This is a genomic window from Polynucleobacter sp. UB-Tiil-W10 (assembly GCF_018881605.1).
GTDB lineage: Bacteria > Pseudomonadota > Gammaproteobacteria > Burkholderiales > Burkholderiaceae > Polynucleobacter.
On the sequence record NZ_JACVPZ010000001.1, the window covers coordinates 1,229,768 to 1,253,939 of the forward strand.

29 protein-coding genes are annotated in these 24,172 nt (G+C 45.2%); 15 read left to right on the forward strand and 14 right to left on the reverse strand.

What is annotated here, in order from left to right; all coding sequences use genetic code 11:
* Positions 1-5 precede the first annotated feature (5 nt).
* From ICN33_RS06340 to ICN33_RS06360, 5 genes are read right to left on the reverse strand one after another with little or no spacing between them, the layout of a single operon-like run.
* Positions 6-428, reverse strand: coding sequence for a hypothetical protein (locus ICN33_RS06340; protein WP_216195483.1), 423 nt, complete (start codon positions 426-428; stop codon positions 6-8).
* A complete protein-coding gene (locus ICN33_RS06345) occupies positions 425-1,246 on the reverse strand; it encodes an FAD:protein FMN transferase (RefSeq protein ID WP_216195485.1) in 822 nt (273 codons plus the stop codon). The genes ICN33_RS06340 and ICN33_RS06345 overlap by 4 nt, the downstream gene beginning before the upstream one ends.
* Before the next feature lie 6 nt (positions 1,247-1,252).
* Positions 1,253-1,810, reverse strand: coding sequence for an FMN-binding protein (locus ICN33_RS06350; protein ID WP_216195487.1), 558 nt, complete (start codon positions 1,808-1,810; stop codon positions 1,253-1,255).
* A 36-nt stretch (positions 1,811-1,846) separates the two neighbouring features.
* On the reverse strand, positions 1,847-2,026 hold the full coding sequence (locus ICN33_RS06355; protein ID WP_216195489.1) for a hypothetical protein: 180 nt from the start codon (positions 2,024-2,026) through the stop codon (positions 1,847-1,849).
* 13 nt (positions 2,027-2,039) lie between these two features.
* A complete protein-coding gene (locus tag ICN33_RS06360; RefSeq protein WP_216195491.1) occupies positions 2,040-2,954 on the reverse strand; it encodes a DUF6662 family protein in 915 nt (304 codons plus the stop codon).
* A gap of 151 nt (positions 2,955-3,105) precedes the next feature.
* On the opposite strand from ICN33_RS06360, the gene ICN33_RS06365 reads away from it, so the two are divergent.
* Positions 3,106-3,348 carry a DUF3820 family protein gene (locus tag ICN33_RS06365; protein ID WP_216195493.1) on the forward strand — a complete coding sequence of 81 codons (243 nt, stop codon included), beginning with the start codon at positions 3,106-3,108 and terminating at the stop codon, positions 3,346-3,348.
* Here the strand turns inward: ICN33_RS06365 and ICN33_RS06370 are convergent.
* Positions 3,340-4,365, reverse strand: a complete 1,026-nt coding sequence (locus ICN33_RS06370) for a DNA/RNA non-specific endonuclease (RefSeq protein ID WP_216195495.1) — start codon at positions 4,363-4,365, stop codon at positions 3,340-3,342. The genes ICN33_RS06365 and ICN33_RS06370 overlap by 9 nt on opposite strands.
* A 495-nt stretch (positions 4,366-4,860) precedes the next feature.
* Between ICN33_RS06370 and ICN33_RS06375 the strand changes: the two genes are divergently transcribed.
* Entirely contained in the window at positions 4,861-5,853 is a 993-nt protein-coding gene (locus ICN33_RS06375) for a transglycosylase SLT domain-containing protein (RefSeq protein WP_216195497.1), read from the forward strand.
* 80 nt (positions 5,854-5,933) lie between these two features.
* Here the strand turns inward: ICN33_RS06375 and ICN33_RS06380 are convergent, their stop codons facing one another.
* Entirely contained in the window at positions 5,934-6,281 is a 348-nt protein-coding gene (locus ICN33_RS06380) for an FKBP-type peptidyl-prolyl cis-trans isomerase (RefSeq protein ID WP_215362092.1), read from the reverse strand.
* Between the two features lie 87 nt (positions 6,282-6,368).
* On the opposite strand from ICN33_RS06380, the gene ICN33_RS06385 reads away from it, so the two are divergent.
* Positions 6,369-7,385 (forward strand): DUF6352 family protein, encoded by a 1,017-nt coding sequence (locus ICN33_RS06385; protein WP_216195499.1) that lies wholly within the window; start codon positions 6,369-6,371, stop codon positions 7,383-7,385.
* On the opposite strand, the gene ICN33_RS06390 is transcribed toward ICN33_RS06385, so the two are convergent.
* Positions 7,382-8,578, reverse strand: coding sequence for an MFS transporter (locus ICN33_RS06390; protein ID WP_216195501.1), 1,197 nt, complete (start codon positions 8,576-8,578; stop codon positions 7,382-7,384). The two genes, ICN33_RS06385 and ICN33_RS06390, sit on opposite strands and share 4 nt — an antisense overlap.
* Positions 8,579-8,814: 236 nt before the next feature.
* Between ICN33_RS06390 and ICN33_RS06395 the strand changes: the two genes are divergently transcribed.
* The 4 genes from ICN33_RS06395 to ICN33_RS06410 all read left to right on the forward strand — a co-directional run bounded on the left by ICN33_RS06395 (position 8,815) and on the right by ICN33_RS06410 (position 13,768).
* Complete coding sequence (locus ICN33_RS06395) at positions 8,815-11,049, forward strand: NADP-dependent isocitrate dehydrogenase (RefSeq protein ID WP_216195503.1); 2,235 nt, start codon at positions 8,815-8,817, stop codon at positions 11,047-11,049.
* 238 nt (positions 11,050-11,287) lie between these two features.
* On the forward strand, positions 11,288-12,250 hold the full coding sequence (msrP, locus tag ICN33_RS06400) for a protein-methionine-sulfoxide reductase catalytic subunit MsrP (protein ID WP_216195505.1): 963 nt from the start codon (positions 11,288-11,290) through the stop codon (positions 12,248-12,250).
* Between the two features lie 2 nt (positions 12,251-12,252).
* Positions 12,253-12,813 (forward strand): lipocalin family protein, encoded by a 561-nt coding sequence (locus ICN33_RS06405; protein WP_216195507.1) that lies wholly within the window; start codon positions 12,253-12,255, stop codon positions 12,811-12,813.
* A gap of 31 nt (positions 12,814-12,844) precedes the next feature.
* Complete coding sequence (locus tag ICN33_RS06410; RefSeq protein WP_216195509.1) at positions 12,845-13,768, forward strand: MBL fold metallo-hydrolase; 924 nt, start codon at positions 12,845-12,847, stop codon at positions 13,766-13,768.
* Between the two features lie 9 nt (positions 13,769-13,777).
* Here the strand turns inward: ICN33_RS06410 and ICN33_RS06415 are convergent, their stop codons facing one another.
* Entirely contained in the window at positions 13,778-14,335 is a 558-nt protein-coding gene (locus tag ICN33_RS06415; RefSeq protein WP_216195510.1) for a hypothetical protein, read from the reverse strand.
* Between the two features lie 296 nt (positions 14,336-14,631).
* Here ICN33_RS06415 and ICN33_RS06420 point away from each other — a divergent pair, with 296 nt between their 5' ends.
* The gene (locus tag ICN33_RS06420; RefSeq protein ID WP_216195513.1) at positions 14,632-15,402 is read left to right on the forward strand and encodes an SDR family NAD(P)-dependent oxidoreductase; all 771 of its coding nucleotides are present in this window, start codon (positions 14,632-14,634) and stop codon (positions 15,400-15,402) included.
* Between the two features lie 3 nt (positions 15,403-15,405).
* On the opposite strand, the gene ICN33_RS06425 is transcribed toward ICN33_RS06420, so the two are convergent.
* Positions 15,406-15,939 carry a DUF2889 domain-containing protein gene (locus ICN33_RS06425; RefSeq protein ID WP_216195514.1) on the reverse strand — a complete coding sequence of 178 codons (534 nt, stop codon included), beginning with the start codon at positions 15,937-15,939 and terminating at the stop codon, positions 15,406-15,408.
* Positions 15,940-16,042: 103 nt separating this feature from the next.
* On the opposite strand from ICN33_RS06425, the gene ICN33_RS06430 reads away from it, so the two are divergent.
* Together ICN33_RS06430 and ICN33_RS06435 are read left to right on the forward strand one after the other, a co-directional pair.
* A complete protein-coding gene (locus ICN33_RS06430; protein ID WP_216195516.1) occupies positions 16,043-16,768 on the forward strand; it encodes a pseudouridine synthase in 726 nt (241 codons plus the stop codon).
* A gap of 12 nt (positions 16,769-16,780) precedes the next feature.
* Positions 16,781-17,071: a 4a-hydroxytetrahydrobiopterin dehydratase gene (locus ICN33_RS06435; protein ID WP_216195518.1), complete on the forward strand. Its 291-nt coding sequence runs from the start codon at positions 16,781-16,783 to the stop codon at positions 17,069-17,071.
* Here ICN33_RS06435 and ICN33_RS06440 read toward each other — a convergent pair whose 3' ends face one another.
* Complete coding sequence (locus tag ICN33_RS06440; protein ID WP_216195520.1) at positions 17,072-17,287, reverse strand: hypothetical protein; 216 nt, start codon at positions 17,285-17,287, stop codon at positions 17,072-17,074. It lies immediately after the preceding gene.
* A gap of 144 nt (positions 17,288-17,431) precedes the next feature.
* Between ICN33_RS06440 and ICN33_RS06445 the strand changes: the two genes are divergently transcribed.
* The 4 genes from ICN33_RS06445 to ICN33_RS06460 all read left to right on the forward strand — a co-directional run bounded on the left by ICN33_RS06445 (position 17,432) and on the right by ICN33_RS06460 (position 21,267).
* On the forward strand, positions 17,432-17,929 hold the full coding sequence (locus ICN33_RS06445) for a (2Fe-2S)-binding protein (RefSeq protein WP_216195521.1): 498 nt from the start codon (positions 17,432-17,434) through the stop codon (positions 17,927-17,929).
* Positions 17,930-17,939: 10 nt separating this feature from the next.
* Complete coding sequence (locus ICN33_RS06450) at positions 17,940-20,171, forward strand: molybdopterin cofactor-binding domain-containing protein (protein ID WP_216195523.1); 2,232 nt, start codon at positions 17,940-17,942, stop codon at positions 20,169-20,171.
* A gap of 72 nt (positions 20,172-20,243) precedes the next feature.
* Positions 20,244-20,831, forward strand: a complete 588-nt coding sequence (locus ICN33_RS06455; protein WP_216195525.1) for a sulfite oxidase heme-binding subunit YedZ — start codon at positions 20,244-20,246, stop codon at positions 20,829-20,831.
* A gap of 109 nt (positions 20,832-20,940) precedes the next feature.
* Positions 20,941-21,267, forward strand: a complete 327-nt coding sequence (locus ICN33_RS06460) for a hypothetical protein (protein ID WP_216859650.1) — start codon at positions 20,941-20,943, stop codon at positions 21,265-21,267.
* Here the strand turns inward: ICN33_RS06460 and ICN33_RS06465 are convergent.
* Positions 21,264-21,884: an SOS response-associated peptidase gene (locus tag ICN33_RS06465; protein WP_216195527.1), complete on the reverse strand. Its 621-nt coding sequence runs from the start codon at positions 21,882-21,884 to the stop codon at positions 21,264-21,266. The two genes, ICN33_RS06460 and ICN33_RS06465, sit on opposite strands and share 4 nt — an antisense overlap.
* An 84-nt stretch (positions 21,885-21,968) precedes the next feature.
* Here ICN33_RS06465 and ICN33_RS06470 point away from each other — a divergent pair, with 84 nt between their 5' ends.
* Complete coding sequence (locus ICN33_RS06470) at positions 21,969-22,811, forward strand: peptidylprolyl isomerase (protein WP_255530684.1); 843 nt, start codon at positions 21,969-21,971, stop codon at positions 22,809-22,811.
* Positions 22,812-22,861: 50 nt separating this feature from the next.
* Here ICN33_RS06470 and ICN33_RS06475 read toward each other — a convergent pair whose 3' ends face one another.
* The gene (locus tag ICN33_RS06475; protein ID WP_216195528.1) at positions 22,862-23,350 is read right to left on the reverse strand and encodes a dihydrofolate reductase; all 489 of its coding nucleotides are present in this window, start codon (positions 23,348-23,350) and stop codon (positions 22,862-22,864) included.
* Between the two features lie 14 nt (positions 23,351-23,364).
* On the reverse strand, positions 23,365-24,159 hold the full coding sequence (locus tag ICN33_RS06480; protein WP_216195529.1) for a thymidylate synthase: 795 nt from the start codon (positions 24,157-24,159) through the stop codon (positions 23,365-23,367).
* Positions 24,160-24,172 lie beyond the last annotated feature (13 nt).

A 24,172-nucleotide genomic window follows, 5' to 3' on the forward strand; every position in this document is an offset into this window, starting at 1 on the left:
GGAGTTCAATTGGGTGTTGTTTGTTTTTTCTGAATCAGGGTATGTAGCAAGAACACGAAGAAAAAGAGTAATCCCACTATCCAATGGATATTTATTACTCCATCCCTAATCTCTTCAGGTCCGTAATATAGAAGAGCGCCAGAAATAAGCAGTACGGCAAGAAAACCCAGCTGACTAAAGCCGCTCCACCATTGCTTCTTAGACTTATACCCTGCCTTGAGATGGAATGGTAATACCGAGCCAAGAGCCAAGGTTGCCAATATTGCAGCAATGCCGTGTGCCGCAAGGATACTGTGGGCGCCAAGAGCAGATCTTTGAATTTGGAATTGATGACCTAGTAAATACATCAGGCCTGTGATGGAGCAGGCCGCCATGCCATAGATGACAAACATTCTTTGCCAGTGCGGCATCTTCCCAAGGCGACTCATGCACTAATCCTTATGGCTTGTGCCGAGAATTTATTAAAACAAGGGTGATGCTCATTATTGGATAGGGCAAGAACCTTTGTTAGCGCATCTGCATAGACGCATTCTTTTGCAAGAATGGAGAATGATCCGGAAACCTCTGCATGGACTTCAGAAAAATGCTGAGCCAAGGGGTTGATGATGTGACTCTTCTGGCGATCTCTTTTTGCAAAGTAAAGACTGCTCGTGGCAATCGCACCGTCTTTCAAAGAACCAATTTCAATAATCTCATTAGGGGTTTCGGGGTTACGAACTTGAATAGGAAGAGAAGTGCCCCCGAATACCCGTAGGTCCCCACCAGCATTTACTGAGCCTGATGAAATACCTTCTGATATCAAGACTCTAACCGCCATATCTACCGCAAACCCCTTAGCAATTCCGCCTAGATCCAAGCAGGCTGGACGGGAGGACTTTATCAAGTCGGGCGCTAAGAAGTAAATATCTTCAATTCCACCGAGCTCATGATTTGACAGGGTGATATGACCTGGAAGCAAGCCTGCGGCAACCAGTCGGTGGCCGATTCCGCAATTAAATAAGCCATTAGATTCAATATGAACCTCTTTCGCAATCCGGATGACTTGGGCAGTCCACGGATGAATTTCAACGACCTCTAAGTGGGCACGTTGATTGATTTGGCTGAGCTCGCTTTTAGGATCATGAAATCCCATCAAGTCATGAACGTTTTGAATGGCTGCAAAAGCATTCTCAATGGCTACTGGACCATCATCTTGATCTATGGAGATTTCAACAAAGGTTCCGAGTAGGGGTTTGCATCGAATCATTTTTACCTACTTGCCAGGAATGGACTTTGAATTGGTATTCTTTAGTGCCAAATCGTATAAAACGGTTACACGCTTAACGCCATCTGTAATGTGCTTACAAGAAAGCGTTGCGCCACTAATATTCTGGATATCTTGGTTAAGCTTGATGGGGTCGTTTATCGTCTTGCCAATAAATTGCTTACGCCATTGGGGCTCTGCAACCTCATACCCATAAGATTCAACATATTCTAGGATTTCAATTCCTAGGATGCCACCGGTTGCACTAAGCGCTACTGCATAAGTGACCATTTCATGTTTGCCAATGACTTCGTCGATTACAAGCCAGCCGCCATCAGCCGACTTCCAGATGCGCTGTCCCTGGAATGGGTAGCGAATGCTGGATGCAGCACGCATCTTTTCTTGTAGATCATCTGTAATGATGATGGGATTTATCGTAAGCGTTTTATTTGGGAATAGAATTTTTTGAGCTTGCTCTGCCGAAACATAAATTTTTGCATGCGCAATGATGGGTGCGCTTATGATTGCAAGGCCAAAAATAGCTATTGGGCTGGGTTTCCAGATCATGATGAATAAGTTTAGATAAAAGATTGAGAATTCAATTTATGTGGCGAGTAATTCATTGGCTTCATAGCAAAGCATTTGAATGTTTGTGTCTATACCTTGTTTTTCTGCCAATGCTTCAAACATCATCAATGCCCTCCTTCTTGCTGTGGGGCATTGTGTCGATTGAAACTTCACTAAGTGAGTTAAAGCTGCAACTAATAGGTTCTGAATTTCCATAATGTCTATCCAATCAATTTAGTGGGAAGCCAACTTTTACAATGAATTCATTTACAGAATGGCTATCCCAAACACGTGCGTTAGAGCATTCGGCCTCTCCGCCACCCATACAGTTGCCACCGGCCAGCTGATAGCGCCATGCTCCTGTGACCCACCAATCCTTTGCGGCATAGTGCATATTGGGCCCCACAAAAGTGGCTCTTTGTACTTGATTGCGTAAGTTCAATTCTGAATAGTCGTTATGAAAGCGAGCCTCAACACCCGCTGACCATTTGGGGGCAAAACGATAGCTGGCGCCTATTAAAAAATCCATCATTGATTCCGGCACATTTCCGTTTTCAATAAACTTTAATCGTTCATTGGCGAGCACGATATTTCCTGCCAAAATTAATCGATCATCAATAAAGTTTGATTGGAGTAAGAGCCTCGCTTCAAGCTCATCTTTATTTTTCCCCCATGTCGGCTCAAGATAAAGCCCCACACCGACAGGTGATGTCACTGGATTTGTAATCCGATAGATCGCCTCTAAGGAGCCACCTTCAATCCCGCTTTTCTTATAGGCTGTAGATGGGTCATGTGATGAAGGCACACCGTATCCCCCTGTACAAGTTGGCGAATCTCCGCATGCCTCTGGATTGGTGTAATTTTGATTGGCATTTGTATAGTAGGAGTTTATGTAGCCGGCAACTTGTAAGTCATTGGTTAGACCATATTCCAGTTCAGATCTTGCGGTCCATGCTTCATAAGTTCCTGAAGACTGCTGTTGATTGAGTTGCAGACGCTGCTCAAATTCCAGTTTTCCCTTAGGTTGTAAATCTAGGGTGTAGATCCAGCCAAATACTCCCTCACCAGCGTGGGCTAACGAAAAATGAAGTGTGGCAACTAAGAAGAGGCTAAATGCAAGAAGTCTATTAATGGTCAATTTCATGGTCCCTTATGGTTGATAGTGATTAATCTAAATGAGAATGGTTCTCAATATATCACCAAATGAGAATCATTCTCAAATAGGAAAATGACCATTAAGTAAAAAATGGCGGAATTTATAGGCCTATTCTTGTTTGCTTGTAAGATTCCTCCAAATGAACGCTGAGTCCTTGGAAAAATTAGTTTTAATGAAGATGCCCTTTGGGAAGCACGCTGGGCGTGCATTGGCTGATTTGCCAGGGAACTATTTGGCATGGTTTGCTCGCAAAGGTTTTCCTAAAGGCGAGCTTGGTCAATTATTAGAATTAATGCACACCTTGGACCACAATGGTTTGCGCGGACTCTTAGCGCCTATAAAGAAGGCTCATGGCTTACAAGCGAAATCTAAATTACTTTGAGCGAACGATCAGTGTGACGCGATTCCGTTCGTAAGTCACCGTTGGTGATTCTGGTGGGCTACTTTGAATCGAACTGACCTTGAGGTTGGTCTGAGATTCAATTTGAGAGGCAATCTGTTTTGCAAGAGTTTCATTGCGGTCATATTGAATCTGAATGCTAGCGACCTTGCCCGACTTGACGTTGTTAAGGACTTCATTGAGTTTGCTGGGTGAGTACCCATCAAAAAAAACTGGGTACCAACCCCCAACAAGAGTCTTCTGCGCCTTTATTTCGCTAGTCTGGGCGGTTGGATTGCTTGCCAGATTGGTATCGTCAACTACGGGTAAATGAAAGTCGATCCCAGTCTTTTGCATCAACTCTTGATAGGAAATTGGGGGATTCATACTTGCTTCATTAGTGTTCTCAACCCAATAAGCCCAAGCAGTATTTTTACTGGGATCGAAGACTAATTTATAGAGGTGGCTGGGAATCGTCACACGACTTCTGCCAATACTGCCGCTGCTACCGGTTGAGCCCGTGAATACATAAATATCGCCAGACGCTCTTTTGATATAGGCTCTAGTTGGCTCTTCCACGTTTTTAGCCCAGATTCCCTGATTATTTTGCCTTGCTTGGGGCATCATATTGGCCAAGGAAAAAGATTGAGCCATTGAGCGTTCATTGCTCATATCACCAGCAGGGGCGTTATGACCCCGGTCAAAACCGCTGCCGCGGTAATCCGAGAGTAGGGCTCGCTCAGAGAAAGGTAGCCTAGCTTCTTCGTAAAACTGATTGCTTCTCCGCGGGTGTGGAGTAGAGAGCTGTTCTTTACTGAGCCTCTCAACGGTATAGATTGGCTTCTTCTCCTGCGGCGAGTAGTAGATGGCGAAACTATCAAAGCAAAGATCTCGCCCCACCTGCGGACTTGTCGGTATTTGCTGGGCTGGAAATAGATCTTTGCAGTTTTCAAAAGCCGCAAGCGCGTTGAATGAGACGGTAATCGCCACAAGGGTAAGAAGGTTGCGAAGGAAATTCATGGGTTCTAAGTGTATGACCTCTGCCTCAGATGCTTGCAACTTTTGGTCTTGAGCAAGTAATAGTCAGGGCTTTCTTGATATTTTTGTGGGCATGAGAACAAATTTTTTCCGTAAGAGTGACCAGTAAATAGTACCGCGCAATCACTCCCGTCTGACTACTACCCCTAGAAAATGAGAGGCTTCAAAGCACTAGATGTATGGTTTTTGCAGCTCAATTTTTGTTCGAAAGTGTAAAAAAGTCCTTTTCAGATCATTTTTTTATAGAGTGAAATTAGCGCTCCCTAACTTTTATAAGCCATTGATTTTATTGACTTATATATGAAAATATAGGGTTCTATACGGGATCTCCCGCATTTCTAGATCAATTAGTTATTGATTTCCATTTCTTTATTCTTGACTTGATATAAGAATCTTCTTAGGATGACCCATGTTTTTTAAATATTGCAATGCAGCATAAAACAGTAATTCAGTTTTTTGGTGCTTAGCAAATAATGAATGAGTAAATGTTTATTTAATAATTTGAGCGACATGCAGAATGTGCAGCCAACACTGTTGACTGCCAAAGAGCTGCTAGCGCACGCTATGGCTCCGGTCTATCGAGTCATTAACGGCCTGCTTGTTGTGACTGTATTTATGGTGGTTGGACTTTGGCTTTCGGGTAATGGTACTAATGCCGGTCCTTTTGACATGGCTCGCATCTTGGTTCCTGATGAGGCCCGCCACATGGTTTGGAGCAATGGCTTTGGCATGCTCAATCAATATAAAGATTCCAATGAAGTAATGGCTCCTCAAGCCGTTGATACTGAGATTGCTGCTGTTATCTACAACAAGTCCATGACGCCAGCTACAACTGGCTTAGCCAGCGCTAAACAGCAAACCGTTGCCTTGTTGATGCCTTCGGTAGCGCAAATGCAGGTAAAGTCGATTTCCCATCTGTCAGACCGTATTCCAACCTCGAAGATCGATCCCCAGGCTTTAGATAGTAATTTGATGGGCTCTATTCAAAATCAACGTGCGGTTGCTGACTTCTTTGAGAAAAAATACAATTTAGATCGTGCCAAGATTGAAGAGTATGTTTCAAACACTATCTTGATTGCAAAAGAGGTCAACATTGACCCGGTGCTATTGTTGGCAGTCATTTCAGTGGAATCGAATTTCAATCCAAATACCAAGAGTCATGCTGGGGCTGAAGGCCTCATGCAAGTGATGACTTCAGTGCATAAGGATAAGTACGCAATCTTTGGTGGCACTTCTGAGGCTGCTAAACCTGAAGTAAATATTCGTGTTGGCGCTTACATCTTGAAATACCTCATTGCCACCGCTGGTTCATTGCGCAATGGCTTAAAGTACTACGTTGGCGCTGCGAATGCTGAGGATGATGGCGGCTATACCGAAAAGGTAATGGCCGAAAGAAATCGTCTTATCAGCTTATGTCAAACCCGATCGTCCAATCGCTTGACGCTGAACGGTAAGGATTTGCGTTCTTAAATAGCAAGATCATGAATTGATCAAAGCATATAAAAAGCCACCCTCGGGTGGCTTTTGTTTTATCGCTATTTCTGAATGCCTTAATTAACGCCGTGTAATTCGACATCAAATACGAGGGTGGCATTTGGAGGAATCACTCCGCCTGCCCCACGCGGGCCATAACCCATTTCCGAAGGAATGATGAGGGTGCGTTTACCGCCAATTTTCATGCCTGCGACGCCTTCATCCCAGCCTTTGATGACATGTCCAGCGCCAAGGGGAAAGCTAAATAATTGACCGCGATCCAAGGAGCTATCAAACTTTTGACCCTTATGATCGGCAGCTTTCTCGTCAAAGAGCCAGCCGGTGTAATGCACATCTACATGATTGCCCGCTGCAGCTTCTTTACCCTCACCTACAACAGTGTCTATTTTTTTGAGTTCACTCATGATGTTTTCCTATTTCACGCAAATTAAGCGGCTAGTATATTCTGAGCTTTGTAAATTCTCACGGTAAGCTTTATTTAGCTAAAACGCATGACAAATTATTGGGCAAATTCTGCATATAGCACTCTGGAAATTAGTCCTGATCATCAGCTGATGGTGACGGATGACTTTTTGCGGACCTACATGGATAGGCCGGAGCTCAAGCTTGTGCCGGAATCTTGCCCCATCGAGCGCTCATTGCACCAACGCCTGACTGAAAACCCCCGCGCCGATTTGGCGGATGATGAAATCTCGGCTATGGCTGATGAGGATATTCAGGAGAACTATCGCATTTGGTTGCGTTATCGGAAGCGCTTATTGGCGGCAGATTCTTTAGAGGGCTTTTATATGAGCCTATTTAAAGGTGAGGGGGTAGATGTGCCCCCTTTATTTATCTCTCAACTTGCGCAAATTTTCATAAGGCATATTTTGGGGGATGAAGCACATCCATTGGAGGTGCGGATGGGCGAACTTTTTTTCAGAACTCAGAAAATTAGCGTTATCGAAGACGGTATTGTGATGGGTGCAGATGAGGAGGTCATTGCACGAAATGCTCAGGCTAGCGATACGGGCAACATTATGGATTTACTGAAAGGTAAATCGATGACCATGCGTTCGGCCGACCTAGATGTCCTACATGAAGATAATGCTGAATCCTATTGGGCTCGAAATGAAGATTTTGATCTAGCGGTTCAGTTAAATTTTGGGCATGAACCCATTAATCATTTTTGCCGCGTGTTAGAGAAATGGATAAAGCATTTTCTCGGTGTTAGCGTCCGAATTACTCCGATGCAGCAAATTACTGATCCTAAGTGGTCATGGCATGTTGGCTTAGATGTAGCTGCTACTGAAATACTGAATAAGCTATATAACAAAGAGCTAGTTGAATCCGACGAGTTGCAAAAAGTAATTTGTTTATTCCGTCTGGACTTTATTGACGAGGCTGCTGTAGCTCAAGCACAGGCTGGTAAGCCTGTTTATATGGCTATTGCCATGAATGATCAACAGCAACTGAAGTTAAAGCCTCAAAATTTATTATTTAACTTGCCGCTAGCAAAGACTTCTTAGACTTTGTTTCTCAATAGCTTGCGCTGCTGAGCTAGCCAGAAAATCGCCAGCCCGCTCACCACCACGGGAATGAGTGACCCCCAATTCAGGATGCTCCAGCCGTGAGATGTGATGAGGGCACCTGACCCAAAAGAAGTGAAGGCCATTGTGCCAAAGACACAGAAGTTGATAGCAGCCTGCGCCTTGTCACGCTCATTAGGTTGATAGGCCGTCATTGCCAAAGAAGTAGCGCCAGTAAATAAAAAGTTCCAGCCGACACCAAGTAAAAATAAGGCGATGAAGAATTGATGAAGATCAGTTCCAGTCAGGGCAATAGCAATACAAATAAAATTCAGTGCGACCCCAGTCCCCATAATTTTTAATACCCCAAATCTTTGTATGAGGGAGCCCGTAAAAAATCCAGGGGCAAACATTCCTATGACATGCCATTCGAGTACTAGTGCGGTATCTGAAAACGGTAGCCCACAGATTTGCATTGCCAAAGGTGTGGCAGCCATCAGCAGGTTCATGACTCCGTAGCCTAATGCTGCCCCAATAATGGCAACCATGAAGGTTGGTTGTTGGAGGATGACCTTTAGGGGGCGACCATCAGTCAGTGCATGCTGAGTCTTAAATTCTTGAGGAAAGTGAATGAACAGCATCACGAATATGCCAATAAACCCAGCGATCGACAGGGTTAGATAGGCCCCGAGAAATGCAGTATCAAATAGATCTCGAGTCCATGATGCGAGATTAGGTCCAATGACGGCGCCAAGAATGCCACCAGCCAATACCCAAGAAACTGCTTTATCACGTTGACTTATGTCGGTCAGCTCTGCAGCGGCAAAGCGATACAGCTGACCATTGGCGCTGTAATAGCCCGCAATAAATGTGCCCAATACCAATAGCCAAAAGTTCCTACTGGAAGCTGCATAGGCGCATAAAAGGGCAGATAGCATTGCCACTAGCAAGCCAAGCTGAAAGGAAATCTTGCGTCCAAAGTAATTTTGGGATTTGGCAACAATCGAGGTGGAAAAAGCACCTCCAACTACATAGCCCATGACGGGGAGGGTGGCCATCCAGCTCACTGGCGCTAGGCTAAGACCAACGAGGCCATTAATGGCAATAAAAGTGACGTTATTGGTAAGGAATAGGCCCTGACAAATGATCAGCAGCACCAGATTTTTATTGAGTAAGGGATGCTTGCTGGTCATGGCTTGCAGTTTACGGCGAATTTATAGCCTCTGCTGCCTCGGTGGATTCCCTTAAATTGCCCTATATCGGGTGCTTTCAGGTGCAAAACCGCCATTTTTGACAAGCCCGATGATTTAAAATAACCCTCTCGCCTCATTGGCAAAAGGTGCGCTAAAAGCGACTTGCTCGATGTGGATTTGAGGGCGACAGGGTAAAAACCTGACTCTGTAATTTTTTCAATATTGAGGAAACATTCATGGCTTCAGAGAAATCAAAGATTATTTATACGCTGACAGATGAGGCGCCACTTTTGGCTACCCGTGCATTTCTGCCAATTATTCGTACTTTTGCAGCTCCTGCTGGCGTGGAGATCGTGACGAGTGATATTTCAGTTGCCGCCCGTATCTTGACTGAGTTTCCTGAATGCCTGACTCCTGAGCAGCAAGTTCCCAATAACTTGGCTGAGCTAGGCAAAATGACTTTATTGCCTGATACCAACATCATTAAGTTGCCAAATATTAGTGCTTCTGTTCCTCAGTTACTCGCAGCTATTAAAGAGTTGCAGACTAAGGGCTACAAGATCCCTAGTTTTCCGGAAGATCCAAAAACAGACGAAGAGAAATCTATTCGCACTCGCTATTCCAAATGCTTGGGTAGCTCAGTAAACCCAGTATTGCGCGAAGGTAACTCTGACCGCCGCGCTCCTCCGGCAGTGAAACGCTACGCGCGTAAGAATCCTCACTCGATGGGGGAATGGAGTCAGGCGTCGCGCACTCACGTATCCCATATGCATGGCGGTGATTTTTACGCTGGTGAGAAGTCCTTAACGATGACTAAGGCGTGCGATGTGAAGATGGACTTGGTGACGAACAGTGGCAAGACTGTTGTCCTCAAACCAAAAGTCTCTTTATTGGCTGGTGAAATTATCGACAGCATGTATATGAGTAAAAAAGCTCTTTGTGATTTTTATGAAAAAGAAATCGAAGACGCTTATAAGACCGGTATGATGTTGTCCTTGCACGTCAAGGCAACCATGATGAAGGTTTCCCATCCAATCGTGTTTGGTCACGCGGTAAAGATTTTCTACAAAGATGCTTTTGAAAAGCATGCTAAGTTGTTTGAAGAGTTGGGTGTGAATGCTAATAACGGTATGAGCAGCCTGTACGAAAAGATCAAAACTTTGCCAGAATCTAAGCGCGAAGAAATCATTCAAGATTTGCATGCTTGTCACGAACATCGCCCTGCATTGGCGATGGTGGACTCTGCTAAAGGCATTACCAATCTGCACTCTCCAAGCGATGTGATCGTAGACGCTTCTATGCCTGCAATGATTCGTGCTGGCGGCAAGATGTGGGGTGCTGATGGTCGTTTGCATGACACGAAGGCTGTTATTCCAGAAAGTACTTTTGCCCGCATCTATCAAGAAATGATTAATTTCTGTAAAACGCACGGCAACTTTGATCCAACAACAATGGGTACAGTACCTAACGTTGGTTTGATGGCTCAACAGGCTGAAGAGTACGGTTCACACGACAAGACTTTTGAAATTCCAGAGGCTGGTGTCGCTCGTATCGTCACCGATGACGGCACTGTATTGCTTGAGCAGAATGTGGAAGAGGGCGATATCTGGCGTATGTGTCAGGTTAAAGATGCGCCAATCCGTGACTGGGTGAAGTTGGCTGTAAATCGTGCACGCCTTTCTAATACGCCAGCAGTATTCTGGCTCGATGAGTACCGTCCCCACGAAGCTGAATTAATTAAGAAGGTGCATACCTACCTCAAAGACTATGATCTCACTGGCGTAGATATTCAGATCATGTCGCAGACACGTGCAATGCGTTACACCTTAGAGCGCGTCATTCGTGGCAAGGACACCATCTCTGTAACCGGTAATATTTTGCGTGACTATCTCACTGACTTATTCCCAATTATGGAATTAGGTACCAGCGCGAAGATGTTGTCCATTGTGCCTTTGATGGCCGGTGGCGGCTTGTTCGAAACGGGTGCTGGTGGTTCAGCTCCTAAGCACGTTCAACAGTTAGTAGAAGAAAACCATTTGCGTTGGGATTCACTTGGCGAGTTCATGGCTTTAGCTGTATCTCTTGAGGATATCGGCGATAAGACAGGTAACAATAAGGTAAAAATCTTAGCCCGCACTTTGGATGAGGCGACTGGTAAGTTGTTGGATAACAATAAGTCACCTTCACCACGCACTGGCGAGTTGGACAACCGTGGTAGCCAGTTCTACTTAGCGATGTACTGGGCCGAAGCATTGGCTGCTCAAACAGAAGATAAAGAATTGCAAGCGCACTTCGCTCCTTTAGCAAAATCTTTGATTGAGAATGAGCAAAAGATTGCAGCCGAACTCAAAGCGGTTCAAGGTAAGCCAGCAGATATTGGCGGTTACTTTATGCCTGATTCTGAGAAGTTTGAAGCAGTAATGCGTCCTAGCGCTACTTTGAATGCAGCTTTAAAGGCAGCAAGTGCCTAATATATGGAAGCGATAAACGTCTAATTTTATAATTAGGTTTAGCACTAAAGGCAAACTTTCGGGTTTGCCTTTTTTCTTGATGAATCGCGTTTCTAAGCTCTACCAAAACCAAAAGACCCAGCGGAGCTGAATTATTGGAAATTCGCAAAATAGCACGCATGCCAGCCTTCATCAGGGCTCAGCAAGAAATTCCCATCGGTAGCAAAATAGGGCTATTACATTCTTTAAGGAGTGCGTTATGGGTTTCTTAGATAAAACCATTATTGCGAGCGATATCACTCCAAAAGCTGTTTTTGAAAATCGCCGCAACCTCATCAAGACTGCAGCTGCCGGCGGCTTTGGAATGGCTCTGGCACCATGGTTTTCTAGAGAGGCGCTTGCCGCCGCCTCAGAAAAGCTAGCGGCTACTCTTAATCCTGCTTTTGCAGATAAAGATGGACTTACTCCATACAAGTACATCACCAGCTATAACAATTTTTATGAGTTTGGCACTGATAAAGCAGATCCAGCTGCAAATGCGGAGACCTTGCAAACTCGTCCTTGGACGATATTGATTGAGGGCCTGGTAAAAAAACCAATGACGCTCGATATCGACTCACTCCTCAAATTAGCCCCAATGGAAGAGCGTATTTACCGGATGCGCTGCGTTGAAGGTTGGTCGATGGTTATTCCCTGGGATGGTTTCTCACTCTCAAAACTCATTAATAAAGTAGAGCCACTCGCATCTGCAAAGTATGTGGAATTTACTTCTTTAGCTGATCGTAAGCAAATGACGGGGGTGAAGAGCAATATTATTGACTGGCCCTATCGCGAAGGTTTGCGTATGGATGAGGCCATGAATCCATTAACACTGCTTACCTTTGGCTTGTATGGCGAAGTCTTGCCCAAGCAAAATGGCGCACCAGTACGGATTGTGGTGCCCTGGAAGTATGGTTTCAAGAGCGCCAAGTCAATTGTCAAAATCCGCTTTACTGAGGAAATGCCAAAGACCAGCTGGAGTCAATTTGATGCACGAGAGTATGGCTTCTATTCCAATGTGAATCCTCAGGTAGATCACCCGCGTTGGAGTCAAGCCGTTGAGCGTCGTATTGGCGATCCTAAGGGAATGTTTGCGCCCAAGATTAAAACCCAAATGTTTAATGGCTATGGCGAGCAAGTAGCTAGTATGTATTCAGGTATGGATCTGAAGAAGTACTATTAGTAATGAATAAAATTTATTCGATACTTTTTAGTACTCACATTCTAGTCTTTAGTTTTTCTGCTTATGGGCAGGCAAGTGATGCACCAGTCAAAACAATTCCTTCGCTAGATGTGCAGCGCTATCTGGGAACTTGGTATGAGATCGCCAAATACCCAAACTGGTTTCAGAAGAAATGCGTTAGCAATACCAAGGCGGTGTATTCGGCCAGGGCTGACGGTACTTTAAAAGTGTTAAATAGTTGCAAAACTAGTGATGGCGAGGTATCGGAGGCCGAGGGCACAGCGCGACAGATCGGCGCTAAAGACTCTGCCAAGCTAGAGGTACGCTTTGCGCCTACATGGTTGGCTTTTATACCCATGGTATGGGGTGATTACTGGGTCATTGATCTTGATCCGCAATATCAAGTAGCCGTGGTGAGCGATCCCCGCCGAGAGTACTTATGGATCCTTTCCAGAACGCCACAATTAGATAAAAAAGTCTATGAAGACACGTTGCAGCGTTTGCAGGCTCAGCAGTTTGATGCGCGCAAGTTAGAGTTAACTGCGCAAGCTGCTGCAAAGTAATCAAAAAAAGTAATCAAAAAATAACTGAGGTATGACAGCGCATTTATTACCACCGGGCATTGAAGTTTTTGAAAGAGGCTGGCTTTCGGCCAATAATATTTTTCACTATGGCACAGATGATGTTTCTTTGGTTGATTCTGGGTATTGCGCACACCAAAATTTGACCGTAGATTTAGTTCGCAATGCTCTAAAAAAACATAGCTTGCCTAAACTGAACAAGCTTTTGAATACCCATCTACATTCTGACCACTGTGGTGGTAATGCTGCGTTAACAAAGACATTTAATTGTAAAGTGTATATTCCTGCTGCTGAAGAGATTGCAGTTAAAAACTGGGATAGCACTTTATTGAGCTATGACAACTTGGGTCAAGAGTGTCCACAGTTTGCTCATCAAGGAGTATTAATTCCAGGCGAGGAGATCTTGCTAGGTAGATACTTTTGGAAAATATTAGCTGCACCAGGGCATGATCCCCATTCTGTCATGTTGTATCAAGCAGATCACCGCATCTTAATTTCTGCAGATGCTTTGTGGGAAGAAGGTTTCGGAGTAATTTTTCCTGAGCTCTGGGGTGAGGCTGGGTTTGAAGAGGTGGCCCAAACTTTAGATTTAATTGAGACTTTGCCAGTGGATCTTGTGATTCCTGGGCATGGCTCACCCTTTGTAGATGTTACGAAATCTCTAGCTACAGCGCGATCCAGATTAGATTACCTGGCAACTGACTCAGAACGCAATGCGCGTCATGGCGCTAAAGTTTTGCTGAAATATCGCTTATTAGAGTGGCGCAATCGAGATATAGCGCAAGTAAATGATTGGATTGCCAAAACGCCAGCGTTAATTAGCGCAGCAAAGTTACTGAATATGGATATGAATGAGTTCGTTCAGTGGTTGCCCAAAGCTTTAGTTAAATCGGGTGCCGCAAAACTTGAGGGTGAAACCTTGGTTGATCTAAATTAATGGCTCACTTTAGAAGCTAAGCGAAATTTTTCCGTAGACAGACCAATTGTAGAGTTGATAGGTTTGGACAACTTGTTTGGCTCCACCAATTGCGAATAAGATATTTTTACTGAGACGGTGCGTCACCATGGCATCTATTGGCACAAACCAACCTCCACCTGCGGCGTTATAGACCGCACCATTCTCATCCCAAAACCGAATTTGTGTGCTGGGGCTCAAATTTAAGCCGATCGTTGGATAGAGTTCGAGTTGGCTTGTTAAAGGCGGCAGGCTTGAGCCAGCAGGCGCTTTTGGATTAAAGCCGAACATATATCGAGCTAGTGGTGAAATATCCGAAATTACACTTTTCTCGCCATTAGCAGGTTTAAAAGAAGTACTCACTTGAGGTCCAGCCAGCCATTGGCCCGAATTGCTCAGTGGGGCGAATATCCGAGCGCCAATATTGCCAAACCAGCCGGCTTGACCGCCCCAAATTGTTAACATGGCATTGTTAGGTGAAAAGGTTCCGGTCGATTGTGCTGATTGTTGGGGGCCGTAGCTTGCGGTATAGGCGGTATCGAGTCGCATAGTGCCGTGCCAATCCCCAAGGTTAAGTGGGTTGTAGTAACGGAGTTTTAAAGTATCGGCATAATTTTGGGACCCTTGGTAGTCATGGTAGCCCCAGAATTCCAGTATGTGATCTTGGGACCTGTCTTGAGACGCGTTGATGAGCCCTAAAATAGGTGTAGAAGAAGTTGGTTCTGCAGCGCTCACCAAAGCAATAGGAATGCATAAGAAGGAAAAGGTCAGCGCGCGCAAGAATCCCATATAGGCATTAATATTAAATTACAAATTACTATTTACTAAAGATTTAAAGAGGAAGCATGGAACATACCGTATTCGTTACTGGCGCTACTGCAGGATTTGGTGAAGCTACTGCCAGACGTTTTTTGGCTCATGGGCACAAGGTCATTGCCGCCGGTAGAAGGGCCGATCGTTTGGATGCTTTAAAAAACTCCTTGCCAATTGATCAGCAAAAAAAACTCCTCACCTTGGTGCTTGATATTTGCGATAGTGCTCAGGTAGATGTTCTATCTAATACTTTGCCAACAGAATTTTCTAAAGTGACCGTTCTAGTTAATAATGCCGGCCTTGCCTTGGGTTTAGAGCCGGCTTATCAAGCAAAAGTTTCTGATTGGGATCAGATGATTGATACCAATATCAAGGGATTGGTTCATATGACGAGAGCCTTTTTGCCTGGAATGGTTGAACGCAAGTGCGGTCATGTGATCAACATTGGTTCAGTAGCAGGTCTTTACCCTTACCCAGGCAGCAATGTGTATGGATCGACTAAGGCATTCGTCAAGCAATTTAGTTTAAATTTGCGTGCCGATTTAATTGGAACGCCCTTGCGTGTAACTTGCGTTGAACCTGGCTTAAGTTCGGGGACTGAATATTCAAACGTACGCTTTAAGGGCGATGATGCAAAAGCAGAAAAAGTCTATGAAGGCGTTCATGCATTAAGTGCAGATGACATTGCTGAAGCAATTTACTGGACCGCTACTTTACCTGCCCACATGAATATCAACGCCCTTGAGGTAATGCCGGTTCAGCAATCCTTTGCTGGTACCACTTTGCATCGTGGTGCTTACTAAGGCCTAAGGCTTCCAGCGATAAAACTTGGGATAAACGCGCATCACTACAGGGCCATCAAAATCCCAGGATTTGCAGGTGCCCAAGTAAAGCGGCGGCTTATCGCCATTAGGATCAAAGAACGCTCCTGGAACGGATTGATATGCTGCCGTAGCTAGACTAACTAGTAGCTCGCGCAAATGAGTGCAGCCTTTGATTCCGCCAAGGTGCGTATCAATTGTTTTACGCCAGCCCTTACCCAAGCGTGATCCAATCAAAGCATCCATTGGTGGAATCGCTGCTGTACATTCCGCATGCGGCTGGCCATCCATCACTGCTTCAATCTCTTTGATGACAAAATCTTTGTCTAGCGTGACTCGTACCCACATGTCATGAAAGGCTTCACCTGGCTGCCAGGTTTTTGCGCTCGTTTTAAAGGGATTTGTTTTGAAATCTTTGAGATGACCTTCGATATCCCATAAACCATCTTCTCTTGCGTAACCCTGGAAAGTGATTTCTCTGGTGTGTAGTAAGGAGCGTGGTTTTGGGGTGGAGAGCATGGCGATGGCGCTATTGAATAGTGGGATTATCTAATGATAATGAATTGCACTGCATGAATGATCGACTCAATTGGAGTCTGCTCTGTAGTATGCTCTGCAACATATGGCAAAACCTATTTCCCTAGAAAAAATTCTTTTTAGCCAAGGCTTTGGTACTCGTCGGTATTGCAGCGATTTGGTATATGCCGAGCTGGTAAAAGTGAATGGGGTATTAGCTGAAGACCCAGAAGAAAGAATTGCTACTGAAAATCTGATCCTCAATGTAGAGGGTAAAGATTGGGAGTATCACGAGAAGGCTTACCTAGCTTTTAATAAGCCAGCCAATTACGAGTGCTCACATAAAACGACTCATCATCCCAGCGTCTATAGCTTGTTACCCCGCCCTTTTGTTGAGAGAGGGTTGCAATGCGTTGGGCGACTAGACTATGACACTACTGGCTTGCTTTTGATTTCGGATGATGGCCAGTTTATTCACAAGATGACTACTCCCAAGAAGAATATCGGCAAGGTTTACGAGGTCACCACACCAGAGCCAATTACGCAGAAGCAAATCGATCACCTAATAAATGGTGTTGTGCTGGACGATGACCCTAAGCCCTGCTTTGCTACGGCATGCAAACAAATTTCTGATCATGTACTAGCGATGACGATTGTCGAGGGCCGCTATCACCAGGTAAAACGCATGATGGCTGCTGTCGGTAATCATGTCGCCAAGTTACATCGCACTGAAATTGGGGTATTTAAAATGCCGTCCGATTTAATGGAGGGCGAATGGCGCTGGCTGTATCCGGAAGATTTAAAGCAACTCTCTCAAAGCGTTTCTAACTAAAGGTAGTCTAACTTGATAGTTGATGGCTTCGATTTAGATAAAGAAATCCCTCTATGGTCCGTAGATGCCGGTGGAAAGGTGATTGCGCGGATGTTTGCATTCACAAATTTCAAACAAGCTTTTGAATTTATGACGCTCGTTGCACAATATGCCGAAGAAATTGACCATCATCCTGATTGGTCAAATTCTTGGAATAAGGTGACGGTGAAACTGACGACCCATTCAGTCGGAACTTTGACTAAATTAGATATACAGCTAGCAAAAGCAATGGATACCTTTGCATTCCAAGTGAAGCAAGACTAATTAGTGTTCTTCACCTTCGTGCTCTTCTTCATTCATGCTCATGAGAATGGTGGCTAGCAACCCATAGACCACTTCGGTGGAGATCATGCCATCTTCATCTAGATCATCAATTAAGTCGTTTAGGCGATCTTCGGTAGGTTCGTTGAGCAAGGTCATTGCGCATTCGCACCCATAATCAAAATCTTCATCGTTCTGGGCTTGGTTCTCTTCGGTCATGTTTATCCTTAATTGAGCTTTCAGGATAGCAAATTAAAGCCCGGTTCGATAGGGTTTAGCCTTAGTCAATAGCTATTTATGTGCAAGCGCAAATATTCCAGAATGATTTATAGTCTTTTGAAAAGAAAAACCATGGGAGATAGCATGCAATTAGATATTAATGGTCAAGTCCAAAACATTGATGTTGAGCCGAATATGCCTTTGTTGTGGGCCATACGGGAAGTGGTTGGGCTCACGGGTACGAAGTATGGTTGTGGCGTAGCGCAATGTGGCGCTTGCACTGTTTACCTCAATGGTGAGCCGGTGCGTTCTTGCTCTATTCCAGTGTCCGCAGTAGGTAAGGCCAAAATTACCACCATTGAAGCACTCTCTAAAGATAATACGCATCCAGTGCAGCAAGCTTGGATTGCGCTCGATGTGCCCCAATGTGGATATTGCCAATCTGGACAGATTATGGCTGCAGCTGCATTATTAAAAAGAAATCCAAAGCCGTCTGATGCCGATATCGATAATGCAATGGGTAATTTATGTCGTTGTGGAACTTACCAAAAGATTCGCGATGGAATTCATGTTGCCTCTGGCCAAAAGAAATTGGCAGATGTCTTAGCGCAGTACAGCGCGACTCCTGCGACTCGTGGTTAAGGAGAAAAACATGACAACAAAAATTCAAACTCCAAATTTAGAAAATTCCTCCCGTCGTGAATTCATTATTAAGGGCACGATGCTGGGTGGTGGACTGATGTTGGGTATAGGCTCCTTACCTAATTTAGCGTATGCGCAAGCTGGCGTTAAATATGATCCTAATACGCCCACACAAGCGGGCGATGCTGAGGTGAATGCCTGGGTTAGCATCAAACCCGACGACACTGTTTATATCAGGATTGCTCGATCTGAGATGGGGCAGGGCACTCGCACGGGCCTAGCCCAATTGGTCACGGAAGAGCTTGAGTGCAATTGGAAGAAGGTGAAAACCCAATCGGCCACGCCCGGACAAAGTTTGGCACGCAAACGAGTTTGGGGCGAGCACGGGACTGGTGGTAGCCGCGGCATTCGGATTTCTGAAGACTACGTACGCCGTGGTGCAGCAGCAGCGCGCATCATGCTAATGCAGGCAGCCGCTGATCGGTGGAGTGTCCCTGTTTCAGGGTTGACTGTAGATAAGGGTGTGATTACTCATACGCCAACTGGCCGCAAAACGACCTATGGCAAAGTGGCTGAGTTGGCTTCCACTTTAACTCCGCCTGATCCTAAATCAATTACCTTAAGAGATCCGCGCCAGTGGAAAGTTGCTGGACAACCCTATGCACGCTTAGACACAGCAAACAAGGTGAATGGGTCTAAGGTGTACGGTATCGATTTGCAGCTCCCTGGCATGCTTTGTGCTTCTGTTAAGGCTTGTCCAGTCTTTGGTGGCAAATTGGTGAGTTATGACGAAGCCAAGATCAAAGATATGCGTGGGGTGAAGGGCGTGGTCAAGATAGATGACGGCACCCTTGCGGTAGTAGCGGATACTTGGTGGCATGCCAATACTGCGCTGAATGCTATGCCTATCGTCTGGGATGAAGGTAAGTCTGCTAGCGTTTCACAAGCTGGCATAGACAAAATGTTGCGTGATGGCTTGGATGAGCAGGGAGACTTTTGGCAGCGCAAAGAAGGTGATGCGCCTGCTGCTATTAATGGCGCCGCTAAAAAAGTAGAGGCTATCTATTACACCCCTTATCGTGCGCACGTCACGATGGAGCCGATGAATGCTACAGTCAAAATCACAGGGGATCGTGCTGAGGCTTGGGTGCCCACTCAAAATAGCGAGGGTTCGCATGCAGCTTTATCTGAGGCTACTGGATTACCGCTCGCAAACTGTGAAGTGTATAAATTAGACTCCGGTTGTGGCTTGGGTCGTCGTGGCTCAACACAAGACTTCACTACTTTTGCCGCTAAAGTTGCGCAGAAATTTCCAGGCTTGCCAGTGAAAGTAGTTTGGAGTCGAGAAGAGGATATGACCCATGATTACTATCACCCGATTGCCATGGCAAAAATGACTGCTGGCGTAGACAGTTCTGGCAATCTAACCGGCATGCATATCAAGGTGGCAGGGCAATCCATTAATGCCACTTTAGCGCCACAGAATATTAAGAATGGTAAAGATGAGCGTCAACTCCAAGGCTTTTACGAGAAGGGCCCTGATGCTCAACTTGGCTATACCTTCCCAACACTCTTAACCGAGTATGTAATGAAGAATACCCATGTGCCAGTTGGTCCATGGCGCGGTGTGAATACCAACCAAAATGGCATCTTCATGGAATGTTTTATGGATGAGTGTGCCAAGGCGGCTGGAAAAGATCCAGTGCAATTTAGGCAGGCGCTGATGCAAAGTCATCCAAAGCATTTGGGCGTTCTGAATGCTGCTGCCAAAAAAGCGGACTGGGATAAGCCTTTGCCCGCAGGAACGTATCGAGGTGTTGCTCAGTTCATGGGCTATGCCAGTTACTCTGCTTGCGTAGCTGAAGTAACTGTACAAAACAACGTTGTTAAAGTCACGCGATTGGTATTTGCTTTAAATTCTGGACACGTTGTAAATCCATATTTAACGCGTGAGCAAATTGAAGGTTCAGTAGCGATGGCATTGGGGGCAATTTTCTTGCCAGAGATCTCTGTAGAAAACGGTCGTATAAAACAGCAGAATTTGGATACATACCCACTACTAAGGCTATCTGCAACACCGAGGATTGAAACAGTCCTGGTCCCAAGTTTTGATTTTTGGGGTGGAGTGGGTGAGCCAACTATTTGCGTAGTTGGTCCGGCTGTAGCAAACGCTATATCTGCTGCAATTGGTAGGCCGGTGCGGAACTTCCCTCTAAGTAAAGAAGGTTTGAGTTTGGCTTAACGCTTAATCTCATTCCAATCGTTAACTTCGACCCCATTGATTTTAAATTAATGGGGTCGTTTAATATGTCTTATGAAGTTTATTAAGACAGCCGTCTTCCTCTTATCCCTCGCTCCCCTAGTACGCTTAATCTGGCTGGGTAGTCATGAGGGTCTGGGGGCTAATCCCATTGAATTTATTACCCGTTCAACCGGAACCTGGGCACTAATCTTTTTATGTATTACGCTTGCGATGACTCCTTTGCGATTGGTTACGGGGCTGACTGTATGGATAAAGCTGCGTCGCATGTTGGGACTCTTTTGTTTCTTCTATGCCTGCATGCACTTTTCGATTTGGTTCTGGTTGGATCAGAATCTAGATCTTCAATCTATGTGGAGTGATGTCGTCAAACGACCCTTCATTACGATGGGCTTTCTGACCTTGGTGTTACTTACGCCCTTAGCGTTGACATCAAACCAGTGGGCAGTACGTCAGCTTGGAAGGCGCTGGACTTTATTACACAAGCTCGTATATTTAATTGCCTGTACTGCAATAGTTCACTATTGGTGGCATAAAGCAGGCAAGAACGATTTGGGAACGGTCTCTATTTATGGAGTGGTGATTTTAATATTGCTTCTTTGTCGATTGCCTTCGCTAAAGAGGCTTCTTCAGCGAAAGTAAAAATCGGTGGCGCCAAGAGGGTCTGCGCAATGATTTGCCGTAAATTCATGCAGTCCTGTGAGTAATATATAAGTAATAGTTAAAACTGGGCTGCCCTACAATGGGATGCATGAATACATTCTTCTCGAAGTTCAGTCCACTTCTATTATTAGCGGGTGTTGTGGCTTGCACTCAAACACCTCCCCAACCCCCTGGGTCGACAACTTACTCCCCATATTCTCCACAGCAGATCAAGGAGTTTAATGGTCAGACTATCTCTCCGGTTGAGGGGCCATTTGGCCCGGTGGATCCAAACGCAGAAGATCAACGCCTATCTAAAGAGCGCGCATCGGATTCGAAATTTTATAGTCAACCCAAAGGCGAACAAGAGGCAGAGGCAATCGAAACACAATCAGCCGACCCTTATCAAGCAACGAAGCCTGTCATTACTTTCTAAACGATGGTTAGCTCAGGAATGGAGTTTAATTGCAGCAGTGCTTGCGCCTCTTCTGGCGTGGCATTTAGCCAAGCGTTAAAGAGCTCAGGATGTAATGGAACCACTGTACGTTTTTCATCTTCGGGTTTATGCATGCGCTGCATGACTGGGTGACCGTCGGCATTAATCGTGAGCATAGAAAAAGAAACAATTAGCTCGCCAGTTTCTGGTTCGGTCCAGGTATCCCAGATTGAGGCAATGGCCATCGGTTCCTGATTGGCTTGTTTAATGGCAGTGCGTACTGCTTTACCTGACTCATAACAGGGCTCATAAAAAGTATCAGCTAAGGCGAGTGCGTAATGCCGTGTTTTCCAGGCGTGTTTATAGGAGGGTTTCTCGGCAACTGTTTCCGCTCTGGCGTTATATGTTTTTCTGCCGAAGGTTTCCTCTTTGGCCCAGGATGGTAATAAGCCGAAACGGGCTAAACCAATCGCAGTACGCTGATTATTATGGCTTTTGAGAATGATGGGCCCAGGGTAAGTAGGGAATACATCGTGGGCATTAGATGCTTGTAGATCGAGATCAAAGTGGGATTTAACCCAGTCAACATTGACGGTCGTGAGGTATTGAACGCACATGGGCTAATTTTACTGCGGCTTAATACAATTTGACCTAGGCCTGCTGGTACTATTGAGGCTAAATTTTAGAAAGATATCTTCCTTATGAAACCTTTTACTTCTGTTTTAAATCCAATGGTAGTGCGCTTTATTGCTGCAGGCTTATTAACAGCTGCGTTGGTAAGCGGTGCTGATGCACAGCAAAGCGGTTTGCCAATCAATGCTGCGGCGTCTGTTAACGGTACCATCATTACCAATGACATGGTAGAGCAGGGAATAAAGGTTGCCCTTTCTCAAGGACAAAAGGATACTCCAGAGCTGCGCAAAGTAGTGATTGAAAAGTATATTGAAGTTTTATTACTATCTCAGCAAGCTGAGAAAGACGGTTTAGCTAATTCTGAGAAAGCCAATACACAGCTCATGATGATTCGCCAAAACTATTTGGCAGATCTTGAGTTGTCGACTTATATGGCTAAAAATCCAATCACCGATGCAGATATCCAGGCTGAGTACAACAAAGAAATTGCAACTTTGGGACCTCAAGGAATGGTTGTGGAATATAAGGTGAGCGATATTGCGGTAGCGAGTGAAGCGGATGCTCAAGCAGCATTGGCTCGCATTAAAAAAGGCGAGTCATTTGATAAGGTTGCTAAGAGTGTTTCCTTAGCACCGAACAAAGTGCAGGGTGGGGCTGTGGGCTGGATTCAGGCTGGGCAGGTAGCGCCTCAACTGGCTGCTGTATTGACGGCGCTAGCCAAAGGCCAAGTTTCACCGGCGCCAATTCAGATGCAACAAGGTTGGTACTTAGTTAAGCTGGAAGATAAAAAATCGAGTAAGCCACCATCATTTGAGCAAGCGAAGACAGCTATTCGTGCTGGAATGACGCAAAGAAAGCAATACGAGTTCTTGGGTCAGATCGCAAAAGACGCAAAGATTGTTGTTCAGTAAATAGCAATAGTAGAACTTGCAATAGAAAAAAGGACTCCTAGGAGTCCTTTTTATTTGCGCTCTAAAGTAATAAAGCTAAAAGAGATATCACCTTCAGAACCAGGAGTTCTCTCTATTTCTTGCCAGGCAGATTCATTGGGTACTTCAAAGAAAGTATCGCCACCTTCAATATCTAAATCGATTTCAGTAATGTAGAGGCGGTCTGCTTTATCAAAGGCCTGCTTGAAAAGTTGTTCGCCGCCGATAACAAAAACACGCGAAAAATCACTCAAGCGATCCAATGCTTCATCCAAGGAGCCAGCCAATTCTGCGCCAGATAATTGAAAGTCGGCATTGCGACTCACTACGATATTTCGGCGTCCAGGCAATGGCCGCCCAATGGATTCCCAGGTCTTGCGACCCATAATGACGGGATGGCCCATGGTCACGCGCTTGAAAAACTGTAAATCTGCTGAGATTTTCCAGGGCATTTGGTTGTCGCGACCAATGACGTGATTGCGTGAACGCGCAACAATCATGGAGATGGCAGGTTGTGTCATAAGTGGCTAAATTCTTAAATGGCTACAGGAGCTTTAATGTGGGGATGAGATTCATAACCGACGATTTCAAAGTCTTCAAATTCGTAATCAAAAATTGAATCAGGCTTGCGCAAAATATTCAGCTTTGGTAGCGGGAAGAAATCGCGGGATAACTGAAGTTCTACTTGCTCTAGGTGATTGCTATATAAATGGCAATCACCACCAGTCCAAATAAAGTCTCCCACTTCTAAATTGCATTGTTGCGCCATCATATGAGTCAACAATGCATAACTAGCAATATTAAATGGCACCCCCAAGAAGATATCAGCACTGCGTTGATAGAGTTGGCAGGACAACTTACCATCGGCGACATAAAACTGAAAGAAGGCATGACAGGGCGCTAAAGCCATACGTGGAATATCGGCTACATTCCACGCAGAAACAATCATGCGACGAGAGTCTGGATTCTTCTTGATGGTCTCAACCACTTCTGAGATTTGATCGATATGCTGACCGTTTGGAGCGGGCCATGAGCGCCATTGATAGCCATAAATCGGGCCTAATTCACCATCCGGGGCGGCCCATTCATTCCAGATGGATACGCCGCGCTCTTTAAGCCAGTTATTGTTTGTACTGCCCTTGAGGAACCAAAGTAATTCGTAGATGATGGATTTGAGATGTAACTTTTTGGTAGTTACCATTGGAAAGCCATCAGCCAAGTTAAAGCGCATCTGGTGTCCAAATACGGAGACCGTGCCAGTTCCGGTCCTGTCGGACTTTTGAACCCCTTTAGCGAGGACTTCTTTCATGAGATCGTGATATTGACGCATATATATTGGCTAA

Bases quoted from the DNA above. Each gene is read 5' to 3' on its own strand.
- ICN33_RS06340 (WP_216195483.1), bottom strand. From the start codon at position 428: ATGAGTCGCCTTGGGAAGATGCCGCACTGGCAAAGAATGTTTGTCATC.
- ICN33_RS06345 (WP_216195485.1), bottom strand. From the start codon at position 1,246: ATGATTCGATGCAAACCCCTACTCGGAACCTTTGTTGAAATCTCCATA.
- ICN33_RS06350 (WP_216195487.1), bottom strand. From the start codon at position 1,810: ATGATCTGGAAACCCAGCCCAATAGCTATTTTTGGCCTTGCAATCATA.
- ICN33_RS06355 (WP_216195489.1), bottom strand. From the start codon at position 2,026: ATGGAAATTCAGAACCTATTAGTTGCAGCTTTAACTCACTTAGTGAAG.
- ICN33_RS06360 (WP_216195491.1), bottom strand. From the start codon at position 2,954: ATGAAATTGACCATTAATAGACTTCTTGCATTTAGCCTCTTCTTAGTT.
- ICN33_RS06365 (WP_216195493.1), top strand. From the start codon at position 3,106: ATGAACGCTGAGTCCTTGGAAAAATTAGTTTTAATGAAGATGCCCTTT.
- ICN33_RS06370 (WP_216195495.1), bottom strand. From the start codon at position 4,365: ATGAATTTCCTTCGCAACCTTCTTACCCTTGTGGCGATTACCGTCTCA.
- ICN33_RS06375 (WP_216195497.1), top strand. From the start codon at position 4,861: ATGAGTAAATGTTTATTTAATAATTTGAGCGACATGCAGAATGTGCAG.
- ICN33_RS06380 (WP_215362092.1), bottom strand. From the start codon at position 6,281: ATGAGTGAACTCAAAAAAATAGACACTGTTGTAGGTGAGGGTAAAGAA.
- ICN33_RS06385 (WP_216195499.1), top strand. From the start codon at position 6,369: ATGACAAATTATTGGGCAAATTCTGCATATAGCACTCTGGAAATTAGT.
- ICN33_RS06390 (WP_216195501.1), bottom strand. From the start codon at position 8,578: ATGACCAGCAAGCATCCCTTACTCAATAAAAATCTGGTGCTGCTGATC.
- ICN33_RS06395 (WP_216195503.1), top strand. From the start codon at position 8,815: ATGGCTTCAGAGAAATCAAAGATTATTTATACGCTGACAGATGAGGCG.
- msrP (WP_216195505.1), top strand. From the start codon at position 11,288: ATGGGTTTCTTAGATAAAACCATTATTGCGAGCGATATCACTCCAAAA.
- ICN33_RS06405 (WP_216195507.1), top strand. From the start codon at position 12,253: ATGAATAAAATTTATTCGATACTTTTTAGTACTCACATTCTAGTCTTT.
- ICN33_RS06410 (WP_216195509.1), top strand. From the start codon at position 12,845: ATGACAGCGCATTTATTACCACCGGGCATTGAAGTTTTTGAAAGAGGC.
- ICN33_RS06415 (WP_216195510.1), bottom strand. From the start codon at position 14,335: ATGCGACTCGATACCGCCTATACCGCAAGCTACGGCCCCCAACAATCA.
- ICN33_RS06420 (WP_216195513.1), top strand. From the start codon at position 14,632: ATGGAACATACCGTATTCGTTACTGGCGCTACTGCAGGATTTGGTGAA.
- ICN33_RS06425 (WP_216195514.1), bottom strand. From the start codon at position 15,939: ATGCTCTCCACCCCAAAACCACGCTCCTTACTACACACCAGAGAAATC.
- ICN33_RS06430 (WP_216195516.1), top strand. From the start codon at position 16,043: ATGGCAAAACCTATTTCCCTAGAAAAAATTCTTTTTAGCCAAGGCTTT.
- ICN33_RS06440 (WP_216195520.1), bottom strand. From the start codon at position 17,287: ATGACCGAAGAGAACCAAGCCCAGAACGATGAAGATTTTGATTATGGG.
- ICN33_RS06445 (WP_216195521.1), top strand. From the start codon at position 17,432: ATGCAATTAGATATTAATGGTCAAGTCCAAAACATTGATGTTGAGCCG.
- ICN33_RS06450 (WP_216195523.1), top strand. From the start codon at position 17,940: ATGACAACAAAAATTCAAACTCCAAATTTAGAAAATTCCTCCCGTCGT.
- ICN33_RS06455 (WP_216195525.1), top strand. From the start codon at position 20,244: ATGAAGTTTATTAAGACAGCCGTCTTCCTCTTATCCCTCGCTCCCCTA.
- ICN33_RS06460 (WP_216859650.1), top strand. From the start codon at position 20,941: ATGAATACATTCTTCTCGAAGTTCAGTCCACTTCTATTATTAGCGGGT.
- ICN33_RS06465 (WP_216195527.1), bottom strand. From the start codon at position 21,884: ATGTGCGTTCAATACCTCACGACCGTCAATGTTGACTGGGTTAAATCC.
- ICN33_RS06470 (WP_255530684.1), top strand. From the start codon at position 21,969: ATGAAACCTTTTACTTCTGTTTTAAATCCAATGGTAGTGCGCTTTATT.
- ICN33_RS06475 (WP_216195528.1), bottom strand. From the start codon at position 23,350: ATGACACAACCTGCCATCTCCATGATTGTTGCGCGTTCACGCAATCAC.
- ICN33_RS06480 (WP_216195529.1), bottom strand. From the start codon at position 24,159: ATGCGTCAATATCACGATCTCATGAAAGAAGTCCTCGCTAAAGGGGTT.